The organism is Aeromicrobium terrae, from assembly GCF_008039565.1.
GTDB lineage: Bacteria > Actinomycetota > Actinomycetes > Propionibacteriales > Nocardioidaceae > Aeromicrobium > Aeromicrobium terrae.
On the sequence record NZ_VDUX01000011.1, the window covers coordinates 1 to 10,977 of the forward strand.

A 10,977-nucleotide genomic window follows, 5' to 3' on the forward strand; every position below is an offset into this window, starting at 1 on the left:
CTCTCAGACGCCGCCCGCGCAGCCACCTACGCCACCTGGCTCCATCACTACAATCACCATCGACCCCACACCGGCATCGATGGCCTCACCCCCGCAGACCGCGTCCACAACGTGACGGGGAACTACAGCTAGCCGAGCAGGTAGGCGGTGAAGAAGCCGAGCGCGGTGGCCAGCCCCACCCACCAGCCGCCGTCCTCGTAGGCCTCCGGCATCAGGGTGTCGGCGAGCACCGCGATGGTGGCGCCGCCGGCGAACGCCTGCGACGTGGCGATGGTCGTGGTGCCGACCGAGTCGGCGACGCCGTGCGCGGCGACGGTGACCACGATCAGGATCACGCCGGTGGCGGCCCACATCAGCATCCCTCGGCGAGCGCCCATGCCCGGCATCGACCGCAGCGACGCCGCGCTGCCGATCGCCTCGGGGGTGTTGCCGACGGCGATGGCCACGAGCAGGGCGACGCTGCCTTCGGACATGGAGACGCCGAGCGCCGCGTTCTCCGGCACGCCGTCGAGGATCGCGCCCAGCATCAGCGCCCAGCCCACGGAGGCCGCGCCCAGTCTCGTCTCGATCAGGTGGTTCGCGACGACGTAGACGCCGGCGCCCAGCATCAGCGCGCCGCCCATCAGGGCCGCCGGCCCGACCTCGAACGCCGGCCCGAACAGCTCCTCGGCCGACGCCGCGATCATCGTCCCGGCACCGAACGCCATCAGCGCGGCGAGCACCTTCTTCGGGATGTGCCAGCGCAGCCCGATGGCGGCACCGATGACGAGCGGTGCCGCTGTCCCAAGTCCGTACAGGAGCGCCTTGACCACACCGGGACGGTACCCCCGTAGACTCGTGGTGTGCCCCGCGGAGACGGTCGCCTGACCCACGACCTCGACCCCCACGACCTCGGCCCCCAGGACGCCTGTGGCGTGTTCGGCGTCTGGGCTCCCGGCGAGGAGGTCGCCAAGCTCACGTACTTCGGCCTCTACGCGTTGCAGCACCGCGGCCAGGAGTCGGCGGGCATCGCGGTGAGCAACGGCCGGCAGATCCTGGTCTACAAGGACATGGGCCTGGTGTCGCAGGTCTTCGACGAGTCCACGCTCGAGTCCCTCAAGGGCTCGGTGGCCATCGGTCACTCCCGGTACAGCACCACCGGCTCCAGCGTCTGGCAGAACGCGCAGCCCACGTTCCGGCCCACCACGAGCGGCTCGGTCGCGCTGGCCCACAACGGCAACCTCACCAACACCCACGACCTCGTCGAGCTGCTCCGTCAGCGCACCGACGCCACGGACGTCCGCGCCACGGGGGAGACCGACAGCAGCAGCGACACCGGCGTGATGGCCAGCCTGCTCTCGTCGTACCCGGACCGCTCGGTCGAGGAAGCCGCGCTCGACGTCCTGCCCCAGCTGCGCGGTGCCTTCTCCCTGGTCTTCATGGACGAGGGCACGCTCTACGCCGCCCGCGACCCGCAGGGCATCCGGCCGTTGGTGCTCGGCCGCCTCGAGCGCGGCTGGGTCATCGCCAGCGAGACCGCCGCCCTCGACATCGTCGGTGCCTCGTTCATCCGCGAGATCGAGCCCGGCGAGTTCGTCGCCATCGACGAGAACGGACTGCGCACCGAGCACTTCGCGAAGCCCGAGCCCAAGGGCTGCCTGTTCGAGTACGTCTACCTCGCGCGCCCCGACACGACGATCAACGACCAGCGCGTCTTCTCGGTGCGTGCGGAGATCGGTCGCCGGCTGGCCCGCGAGCACCCGGTCGAGGCCGACCTGGTCATCCCCGTCCCGGAGTCCGGCACGCCGGCCGCCATCGGCTACGCCGAGGAGAGCGGCATCCCGTTCGGCCACGGCCTGGTCAAGAACTCCTACGTCGGCCGCACGTTCATCCAGCCGTCGCAGACCATCCGCCAGCTCGGCATCCGGCTCAAGCTCAACCCGCTGCGCGACGTCATCGCCGGCAAGCGCCTCGTGGTGGTCGACGACTCGATCGTCCGCGGCAACACCCAGCGCGCCCTTGTCAGCATGCTGCGCGAGTTCGGCGCCGCGGAGGTGCACGTCCGGATCTCCAGCCCGCCGGTCAAGTGGCCGTGCTTCTACGGCATCGACTTCGCGTCGCGCGCCGAGCTGATCGCCAACGGCATCTCGGTCGACGAGATCTGCCGCTCCATCGGCGCCGACACCCTGTCGTACGTCGACCTCGACTCCCTGATCGAGGCCACGAACGTGCCCAAGGACAACCTGTGCCGCGCCTGCTTCGACGGCATCTACCCCGTCGCGCTGCCGGAGGACGACCTCATCGGCAAGCACCTGCTCGAGCAGGCCCCGACGACGGTCGAGGTCAACCCTTGACGGACTACGCCGCGGCCGGCGTCTCCATCGAGGCCGGCGACCGCGCCGTCGAGCTGATGAAGGAGTGGGTCGAGAAGGCCCGCCGTCCTGAGGTCGTCGGCGGCATCGGCGGCTTCGCCGGGCTCTTCGACGCCTCCGCTCTCAAGGGCTATCAGCGTCCGCTGCTCGCCACCTCCGCCGACGGCGTCGGCACCAAGGTCGCCATCGCCCAGGCCATGGACGTGCACGACACCATCGGCTTCGACCTCGTCGGCATGCTCGTCGACGACCTCGTGGTCTGCGGCGCCGAGCCGCTGTTCCTCACCGACTACATCGCCTGCGGCCGCGTGGTGCCCGAGCGCATCGCCGACGTCGTCAAGGGCATCGCGCAGGCGTGCGCCGAGGCGGGCACCGCGCTGCTGGGCGGCGAGACCGCCGAGCACCCCGGGCTCCTGGGCCCGGACGAGTACGACGTCGCCGGCTCCACCACCGGCGTCGTCGAGGCCGACGCCCTGCTCGGTGCCGAGCGGGTGCGCGAGGGCGACGTCGTCGTCGCGATGGCCTCGTCCGGCCTGCACTCCAACGGCTACTCGCTCGTCCGCCACGTCCTCCTCGAGAAGGCCGGCTGGGCCCTGGACCGCGACGTCCCCGAGCTCGGCGGCGCCCTCGGCCCGGCCCTGCTCACCCCCACCCGGCTCTACACCAAGCCCTGCCTCGACCTGGCCGCCCGCACCGACGTGCACGCGATGTCCCACGTCACCGGCGGCGGGCTGGCCGCGAACCTCGCTCGCGTGGTGCCCGACGACGTCTCCGTGCGCGTCGACCGCTCCACCTGGACCCGGCCGGCCATCTTCTCGCTGGTGGCAGACGTCGGGTCGGTCGGTGAAGACGCCCTGGAGGAGGCGCTCAACATCGGTGTCGGGATGGTGGCCCTGGTGGCCCCGGACGACGCCGAGACCGCGGTCTCCCTGCTGGGAGAGCACGGGATCGACGCCTGGATCGCCGGCGACGTCGCCGCGGCAGGCGTGCACGGGGCCGGCGGGTCCGTCACGCTGACCGGCGCACACGCCTAGTTCACCCCTGCTACCGGATTAGTTGAAGACTTTGGGTAGGCTTGACCCACGATCAAACTGACTATTTCTGTGCGAGGGGGTCGGACCTCATGGGGCGCGGCCGTGCGAAAGCAAAGCAGACCAAGGTTGCACGCGACCTGAAGTACCGTACTTTCGATCCGGACTTCAGCGATCTGCAGCGTGAGCTTCACGGGGACTCCGGTGATCCGGTCCCGGAGCAGTACGCGGACCTCCTCGACGAGCGCGAGGGCCCTGCCGCCAGCTGATCGGACCTTGAGCCTGGGGGCACCGCCCGCGGGGATACCCGTGGGGGAGCGAACCAGGCTCAAGGACCGTGATCAGCTCGGCAGCCACATGGCGCGCAGCCGGCCCACGTCGCGCATGCGCTGCTCGGCCTGACGGTCGGCGGCGATCGACGGAGGCACACCCTCCGCCTTGCCGCGATCGAGCACGTCCAGCGTCGTGTCGAAGATTCCGGCCGCGCGCGACTTGGCGCGGTCGAAGTGGAAGCCGTCGGACTCGCGCTCGTCGGCCACCTGGATCAGGCCGCCGGAGTTGACGCAGTAGTCGGGGGCGTAGGTGATCTCGCGCTCGGCGAGGCGCTTCTCGATGCCCTCGTGGGCGAGCTGGTTGTTGGCGGCGCCGCACACGATGGACGCGCTCAGCACCTCGACGACCTCGTCGGTGAGGGCGTGGCCGAGTGCGCACGGGGCGTAGACGTCGAGCGGCTCGCGCACGAGCGCGTCGGCGTCGGCCACCACGCGGACCTGCGGGTGGGCCTCGACGACCCTGGCCACGGCGGCCTCGTTGACGTCGGTGATGATCACGGTTGCGCCCTCCTCGACGAGGCGGCTCACGAGGTGGTGGCCGACCTTGCCGACGCCGGCCACGCCGACGGTGCGGCCGGCGAGCGAGGTGTCGCCCCAGACGTGCTGCGCGGAGGCGCGCATGCCCTGGTAGACGCCGAACGCGGTCAGCACGGACGAGTCGCCGGCGCCGCCGTGCTCGACGGTGCGGCCGGTGACGAAGTCGCACTCGCGCGCGATGACGTCCATGTCGACGCTGTAGGTGCCGACGTCGCACGCGGTGTAGTACCGGCCGCCGAGCGACTGCACGAACCGGCCGTAGGCCCGCAGCAGGGCCTCGCTCTTCAGCGTGGCCGGGTCGCCGATGATCACGGCCTTGCCGCCGCCGAGGTCGAGACCGGCGAGTGCCGCCTTGTACGCCATGCCCTGGCTGAGGTCGAGGACGTCGGCGAGCGCGGCCTGCTCCGAGCCGTACGGGTAGAAGCGCGTGCCGCCGAGCGCGGGACCGAGCGCCGTGGAGTAGATGGCGATGATGGCCTTGAGGCCGGAGTCCTCGTCGTGGCAGAAGACGACTTGCTCGTGGTGGCTCCCGAAGGCGGAGACCTGGGGCGCGAAGGGGCGATCGGTCACGGTGGTGCTCTCTCTCGTGGTGGCGAGCCGGCGATGGTGGGCGGGCTCATCGGGTGGCCACGGGGTGGTGTGGCTGAAACGACTCTAACGCGTCGCAAGTCCGTCTAGCCTGACCTTGATCGTTGAAGGGGGCAACAGTGCCGGACACCAGATACCACTGGACCCTGCTCTTCCTCGCCGTCGCGTTCACCGTGGCGGTCGGCTGGATCGTCGTGCCGCCGCTGGTCGAGAGCGATCTCGGTGTCGTCCAGGCGTTCCGCGACGCGTTCGCCAACCCGTACTCGTCGGGCTTCGCGGTCAACACGCTGTTCACGTTCGCGGTGCTCTGCGTCTGGGTGACCTACGAGGCGCAGCGACGCGGAGTGCGGCGCGGGTGGATCGCGATCGTCGTCTGCCTCGTGCCGGGTGTCGCCGCAGGACTCGCCACGTACCTGCTCATCCGGCACCAGAAGATCGGTCCGCAGACGTGGAGGCGGCGCTAGCCCCGTCGTGACCGACGGGCCAGCGTCCGGTCCATGCGTTTGAACAGCGGCCGCGTCACCGAGGTGACCACGCCGGGCAGCGTCGCCATGCCCAGCTCTCCGGCGGCGCCGGTGAGGCTGGTGACGCGCGTCGGTCGCGCGTCGACGGCGCGGACGATCCAGCCGGCCGCCTTGTACGGGCTCATCATCGGCATCGCGGCGTAGATGTCGGTGGCCTCGGACATCTCCGTGCGCACCATCGGGAAGTGCACGGTGGTCGTGGTGATGCCGTGCCCGCCGAGCTCCGCGGACAGTGACCGCGCGAACGACTCCAGCGCGCTCTTGCTCGCGAGGTAGGCCGAGAAGAGGGGGATGGGAATCTGCGTCGACATCGACGTGGAGACGACGACGTGCCCGTGGCCCTGCTCCAGGAACCGGGGGAGCAGGCCGAGCGTGAGCCGGACGGCGGCCAGGTAGTTGATGGAGATGGTGCGCTCGTAGTCGTGCATCCGGTCGACGGACTCGGTGATCGGCCGCCGGATCGAGCGGGCCGCGTTGTTCACGAGCACGTCGATGACCGGGTGCTCGTCGAGGAGCTGGGCCACGACGACCTCGGTGGCGTCGGCATCGGTGAGGTCGACCGGGTAGGCCCGGGCGCGGCCGCCGGCGGCCACGATCTCGGAGCAGACGGCGTCGAGCTCGTCGGCGCGACGGGCGAGCAGGCAGACGGTGGCGCCGCGTCGGGCCAGGCGCTTCGCCGCCTCCGCGCCGATGCCGCTGGACGCTCCCGTGATGACGACCGTGCGACCGTCGACGCTCACTGTCTGGAGTCTCCCAGGAGGGCGGACAGCAGCCGGACGCAGCGCTGCATCATCGCGTCGGCCGACTCGTCGGGGTGCTCCATCCACCAGTTCATCAGGGAGTCGACGATACCGAGCCACAGCGCGGTCATCGCCGAGATGTCGACCGGGTCGGTGTTGCCGGCCAGCCCCATCAGTTCGGCGACGCCCTCGTCGGCCAGCTTGGCGATGCGTTGCGTGTAGTGGTCGATCGCGTCCGCGACCGCGCCGGTGGAGGGGGCGGTCGGGTCGTAGAACAGCTTCCAGAGGTACGGCTGCGGCTCGAGGATCGTGAACATCCCCTCGAGCGTGCGGAGGCCGCGCTCGATGCCGACGGCGTCGCCGCGGGCGATGCGCTCGATCTCGTCGGCGACGATCGTGCCGGCGCGGTCGAGGCAGGCCAGGAACAGGCCTTCCTTGGAGCCGAAGTAGTTGTAGATGAGCGGCTTGGAGATGCCCGCGCGCTCCGCGACGACCTGGATGTTGGTGGCGGCGTAGCCCTCGTTGCCGAAGATCTCCGACGCGACCTCGAGCATCTGGCTCTCGCGCTCGAGGCGGGGGACGCCCTTGGTTCCTGCCTTCGCTCTTGCCACGGACCACACTCTAGCGGAGAATATGAACCCGTGGTAACTTACTCAAAAGTCATATGAGGAAGGGAACCGATGGAAGCCGTCCTTGATCCGCTGAAGAACCCCGTGACCTACGCGGCCCCGTTCTTCGCGCTGACCGTCGTCATCGAGATCGCCGCGCTCAAGTGGCTCGACCACGACGACAACGTCACCGGGTACGCGTTCAAGGACGCCCGCGCGTCGATCTCCATGGGATTCGGCTCGTTGTTCTTCCTCACGATCTTCAAGGTCGCCACGTTCTTCGCCTTCATCGCGGTCTTCACCTACCTCGCGCCGTGGGAGCTGCCCACCGACACCTGGTGGTACTGGGTGCTGCTGACGCTGGGCCTCGACCTCGGCTACTACTTCCACCACCGGTTCTCGCACCGCGTGCGCATCGGCTGGGCGGGCCACCAGGCGCACCACTCCAGCGAGTACATGAACCTCGGCACGGCCCTGCGGCAGAAGTGGAACCCGTGGTTCGAGTTCTTCTTCTGGCTTCCGCTGCCGCTGCTCGGCTTCGCGCCGTGGACGCTGTACGTCGCGTTCGGCTTCAACCTGATCTACCAGTTCTGGGTCCACACCGAGCTGATCGGCAAGCTCTGGCGTCCGATCGAGTTCGTCATGAACACGCCGTCGCACCACCGCGTGCACCACGGCAGCGATCCCGAGTACCTGGACAAGAACTACGCCGGCATCTTCATCATCTGGGACCGCCTGTTCGGCACCTTCACCGAGGAGAAGCAGCGCCCCACGTACGGCCTCACCTACAAGGTCGACACGTACAACCTGCTCAAGCTGCAGTACGGCGCGTACGCCGACCTGTTCCACGACATCAAGGGCGCCACCCGGTTCCGCGACAAGATCGGCTACATCTTCCGCCCGCCGGGCTGGGAGCCGTCGGCCGAGCACACGCTCGATCCGGATCCCGTCCTGCCGCGCCGGTAGCTAGCTAGAGCCCGCGCGACTGGCCGCCGTCGACCGGCAGCATGACACCGGTGACGTAGCCCGACGCGGGGGAGAGCAGGTACGCGGCCGTGCGCCCGAACTCGGCGGGGTCGCCGTACCGGCGCAGCGGGATGCCCTCGATGTGGCGCGCCTTCGTGGCCTCGGGGTCGTCGCTCGCGGCGTCGAGCTCCTGGACGCGGTCGGTGTCGACGCGGCCGGGCAGCAGGCCGTTGACGCGGATCCCGCGCGGGCCGAGCTCGTCGGCGAGCGTCTTGGCCGCCATCGCCAGGCCCGGACGGAGGCCGTTGGAGATGCCGAGGTTGGGCACGGGCATCTTCGCCGACGTGGAGAGCACGAACGCGATCGAGCCTCCATCGCCCAAGGCCTCGGCCACGGTGGTGGCGACGCGGACGGCACCCAGGAAGACGGAGTCGAACGCGGCGCGCCACTCCTCCTCGCTGCGCTCCATGATCGTTCCGGCGACGGGGCCACCCACGCTGATGAGCGCGCCGTCGAGGCCGCCGAACCGCTCACGGGCCGTCTCGACGAGCCGACCGGCGGTCGCGGCGTCGGCGTTGTCCGCGACGATCCCGGCCGCGTTCGCACCCAGCGCCGCGACCGTCTCGTCGACCGACTCCTGCGAGCGCGATGACACGACGACGTTGGCGCCCTCGGCCACGAGCACCTCAGCCGTGGCCCGGCCGAGCCCGCGGGTCCCACCGGTGACGACGTACGTGCGACCTGCCAGTCCGAGATTCATGTCGCGAGACTAACCGGCCACGGCGAACCGGCCCCGGACGTCGATCGCGAACAGGGCGCCGTGCAGGTACAGCGGGAACAGCCACCACGGCACGCTGGCGACGTCGGGGTGGGCGTAGTCGAACTGACCGAGCCCGGACAGCACGGACTCCACGATCACGCCGCCGACGGCGACGGAGACGCTGGCCATGACGGTGGGCAGCCACTCGGGGCCGGTGTACACGCGGTAGGCCCAGGCGGCGAGCAGCACGAGCGCGTAGGCGACGGCGAGCGACTCCGGGAGCAGCCCGGACACCAGGTACGCGAGCGTGACGATGCCGAAGCCGATCGCGAGGTCCCGGTCGTCGGCGTAGCGGGGCTCCGGCCCGAACCACCCGACCGTCGCGGGGATGACCAGTCCGGCGAAGAAGAACGTCGCCGGCACGAGCACGTGCTGGTCGGCCACCTGCGGCGTCCAGTGGTACTCGAGCGTGTCGGTGCGGACGTGGAACAGCTGGTCGCAGAGGGTCAGCCACACCGACGCGACGAGCGCGACGAGGAGGGCGGTGCGCGGCGGCACGTCAGACCCGCTCGGGCGTGGCGAGGGTGCCGGCGATGGCGGTCAGCGCCTCGGGCACGACGCGGTACCAGGCCCAGGTGCCGCGACGCTCGCGGGACAGCAGGCCGGCCTCGACGAGGATCTTCAGGTGGTGGCTGACGGTGCCCTGGGACAGGCCGAGGGCGGCGGTGAGGTCGCAGACGCAGGCCTCGCCGGCGTCCGCGGTGGAGACGAGGTGGAGGAGCTGGACGCGGGCGGGGTCGGCGAGCGCCTTGAACCCGGCGGCGACGCGGACGGCCTCGTCGCGCTCCAGCGGCGGCGCACTGCTGGAGCAGCAGATCGGGGTGAGCACCTCGAGCTCCATGGCATCTCCTTGCATTGATTGATGTCAATGTATACCGTCGAACCTGAATCGACGATCATCGATACAGGAGGGAGGCGAGGACCATGGACGACTGCTGCGACGAGACCTGCTGCCCCTGCTGCTGAGTCCCGACCCGAGGACGGTGCCCACCGTGGAGTGGTGGGCACCGTCGCTCTCGAGGGTCTCAGAGGTCCCGAAGACACTTCTCCAGCTGCTCGGCCGCGTCGTCGCCGATCTTCTTCAGGCCGATCGGCATCAGCGGCTCGGCCAGCTTGGCGGCGCCGTGCGGCGTGAGCTCGGCCGTGTACGTGACGCTGACCCGGCCGTCGGCCTCCTCGAACGTCATCGTGTCGAGGAGGTCCATGCTCGGCGTCTTGCCGGCCAGGCGGAACAGCCGCTGCGGCTCGACGTCGAGCACGGTGTACTCGACCTCGACGTCGCGGCCGAGCATGTGGGAGACGTTCTTGTAGACGGTGCCGACGCCGCCGTCGCCGCTCACGCGGGTGGTGGACTGCGTCGGCGGATCCCATGACTCGGTGTTGGTGAAGTCGACGAGGTACTCCCACACGTCGGACAGGGGCTTGGTCACCGTGACGGTGCGCTCGATCTGGGGCATGCCCCACCAGTTCCCCTCCGCGCGGGGATCAACCCTGTGGCTAGGACGCCGAGGGCAGCATGCTCTCGAGCTCGTCCAGACCTGCGGACGGGTTGCGGACGAGGAGGTCGGCGACACCACGCAGCTTCACGTTGTGCTGCTGGGACAGGCGGACCAGGAGCTCGAACGCGCGGTCGCCGTCGATCCGGAAGCGCTCCATCAGCATGCCTTGGGCCTGTCCGATGAGCTTGCGGGTGTCGAGCGCGACCTCGCGACCCTGGGCCTCCTCGGCGATCACGATCGCCCGGGCGGCGCGTCGGGCGAAGACGTCCACGGCCTCGAGGTCGTCGAGGTCGAAGGCGTGCGGCTCGGGGCTGTAGACGTTCAGCGACCCCACCCTGCGATCAGGGGTGCGGAGCACGGACGTGATGACGCTGCGCAGACCGAGCTCGGCGGCCTTGGGGCCCCAGGTGGGGAACCGCGGGTCCTCGGCGGTGTCGCCGATGATCACCGACGGATGGTCGACCTCGTCGAGGACCACGAACGACGGCCCCTCGCTGAGCTGGACCTGCCAGTCGTGCGCGTCCCGAACCAGGTCCGACGTCGGGGCGAACGTCTCCATCGAGTTCTTGGCGCGCATCAGGACGATGCCTGCTTCGGTCCCCAGCACGGCCGCGAGAGTCCACTCGATGATCTTGTCGAGGGTCTGCGCCGGACTTCCGCGATGGTCGTGGAGGTCGGCGTACACCGGGTCCTCGTTACTCACGGTGCTGACCTCCTCCGCGCAAGGTGAGTCTCGTAGGTGTCGTGGATGACGACGAAATTATAGAAAATCCGGAGGGTCGCGGCCACTGCTGCCGAGGCCTGTGGTTTCGGTGGCCAGGGCCGGGGTCGACTCCCCCAAGCTCTCCGCTAGCTGTACTTCCCCGTGAGGTTGTGGACGCGGGCTGCGGGGACAAGGCCGTCGATAGCGGTGTGGGGTCGATGGTGATTGTAGTGATGGATCCAGGCGCCGTAGGTTGCTGCGCGAGCTTCGTCTGAGAG

At 69.8% G+C, this 10,977-nt stretch carries 16 protein-coding genes; 6 read left to right on the top strand and 10 right to left on the bottom strand.

What is annotated here, in order from left to right; genetic code table 11:
• Positions 1-132, top strand: a 132-nt coding sequence (locus tag FHP06_RS15715; RefSeq protein ID WP_147687842.1) for an integrase core domain-containing protein, incomplete at its 5' end; no start/stop codon positions are given.
• Here the strand turns inward: FHP06_RS15715 and FHP06_RS15720 are convergent.
• Positions 129-812 (bottom strand): ZIP family metal transporter, encoded by a 684-nt coding sequence (locus tag FHP06_RS15720; protein ID WP_147687844.1) that lies wholly within the window; start codon positions 810-812, stop codon positions 129-131. The two genes, FHP06_RS15715 and FHP06_RS15720, sit on opposite strands and share 4 nt — an antisense overlap.
• 30 nt (positions 813-842) lie before the next feature.
• On the opposite strand from FHP06_RS15720, the gene purF reads away from it, so the two are divergent.
• From purF to FHP06_RS15735, 3 genes are all read left to right on the top strand, one after another.
• Positions 843-2,333, top strand: coding sequence for an amidophosphoribosyltransferase (purF, locus tag FHP06_RS15725; RefSeq protein WP_147687846.1), 1,491 nt, complete (start codon positions 843-845; stop codon positions 2,331-2,333).
• Entirely contained in the window at positions 2,330-3,385 is a 1,056-nt protein-coding gene (gene purM / locus FHP06_RS15730) for a phosphoribosylformylglycinamidine cyclo-ligase (RefSeq protein WP_147687848.1), read from the top strand. Before purF ends, purM begins: the two co-directional genes overlap by 4 nt.
• A gap of 89 nt (positions 3,386-3,474) precedes the next feature.
• Entirely contained in the window at positions 3,475-3,651 is a 177-nt protein-coding gene (locus FHP06_RS15735) for a DUF3073 family protein (RefSeq protein ID WP_147687871.1), read from the top strand.
• Between the two features lie 72 nt (positions 3,652-3,723).
• Here the strand turns inward: FHP06_RS15735 and FHP06_RS15740 are convergent, their stop codons facing one another.
• Positions 3,724-4,821 carry a Glu/Leu/Phe/Val dehydrogenase dimerization domain-containing protein gene (locus FHP06_RS15740; RefSeq protein WP_147687850.1) on the bottom strand — a complete coding sequence of 366 codons (1,098 nt, stop codon included), beginning with the start codon at positions 4,819-4,821 and terminating at the stop codon, positions 3,724-3,726.
• A 137-nt stretch (positions 4,822-4,958) separates the two neighbouring features.
• Between FHP06_RS15740 and FHP06_RS15745 the strand changes: the two genes are divergently transcribed.
• On the top strand, positions 4,959-5,303 hold the full coding sequence (locus FHP06_RS15745) for a DUF2834 domain-containing protein (RefSeq protein ID WP_147687851.1): 345 nt from the start codon (positions 4,959-4,961) through the stop codon (positions 5,301-5,303).
• On the opposite strand, the gene FHP06_RS15750 is transcribed toward FHP06_RS15745, so the two are convergent.
• Together FHP06_RS15750 and FHP06_RS15755 are read right to left on the bottom strand one after the other, a co-directional pair.
• Positions 5,300-6,103 (bottom strand): SDR family NAD(P)-dependent oxidoreductase, encoded by an 804-nt coding sequence (locus FHP06_RS15750; RefSeq protein WP_147687853.1) that lies wholly within the window; start codon positions 6,101-6,103, stop codon positions 5,300-5,302. The genes FHP06_RS15745 and FHP06_RS15750 overlap by 4 nt on opposite strands.
• The gene (locus tag FHP06_RS15755) at positions 6,100-6,714 is read right to left on the bottom strand and encodes a TetR/AcrR family transcriptional regulator (RefSeq protein ID WP_230973548.1); all 615 of its coding nucleotides are present in this window, start codon (positions 6,712-6,714) and stop codon (positions 6,100-6,102) included. Before FHP06_RS15755 ends, FHP06_RS15750 begins: the two co-directional genes overlap by 4 nt.
• A 69-nt stretch (positions 6,715-6,783) precedes the next feature.
• On the opposite strand from FHP06_RS15755, the gene FHP06_RS15760 reads away from it, so the two are divergent.
• Positions 6,784-7,677, top strand: coding sequence for a sterol desaturase family protein (locus FHP06_RS15760; protein WP_147687857.1), 894 nt, complete (start codon positions 6,784-6,786; stop codon positions 7,675-7,677).
• Between the two features lie 4 nt (positions 7,678-7,681).
• On the opposite strand, the gene FHP06_RS15765 is transcribed toward FHP06_RS15760, so the two are convergent.
• From FHP06_RS15765 to FHP06_RS15790, 6 genes are all read right to left on the bottom strand, one after another.
• Entirely contained in the window at positions 7,682-8,437 is a 756-nt protein-coding gene (locus FHP06_RS15765) for an SDR family NAD(P)-dependent oxidoreductase (protein ID WP_147687859.1), read from the bottom strand.
• 9 nt (positions 8,438-8,446) lie between these two features.
• Entirely contained in the window at positions 8,447-8,995 is a 549-nt protein-coding gene (locus FHP06_RS15770) for a DUF2878 family protein (RefSeq protein WP_147687861.1), read from the bottom strand.
• A gap of 1 nt (position 8,996) precedes the next feature.
• Complete coding sequence (locus FHP06_RS15775; RefSeq protein ID WP_147687863.1) at positions 8,997-9,338, bottom strand: ArsR/SmtB family transcription factor; 342 nt, start codon at positions 9,336-9,338, stop codon at positions 8,997-8,999.
• Positions 9,339-9,522: 184 nt separating this feature from the next.
• Positions 9,523-9,954, bottom strand: a complete 432-nt coding sequence (locus FHP06_RS15780; RefSeq protein WP_147687865.1) for an SRPBCC family protein — start codon at positions 9,952-9,954, stop codon at positions 9,523-9,525.
• A 40-nt stretch (positions 9,955-9,994) separates the two neighbouring features.
• The gene (locus FHP06_RS15785; RefSeq protein WP_147687867.1) at positions 9,995-10,699 is read right to left on the bottom strand and encodes a GAF and ANTAR domain-containing protein; all 705 of its coding nucleotides are present in this window, start codon (positions 10,697-10,699) and stop codon (positions 9,995-9,997) included.
• A 146-nt stretch (positions 10,700-10,845) separates the two neighbouring features.
• Positions 10,846-10,977, bottom strand: a 132-nt coding sequence (locus tag FHP06_RS15790) for an integrase core domain-containing protein (protein WP_147687869.1), incomplete at its 5' end; no start/stop codon positions are given.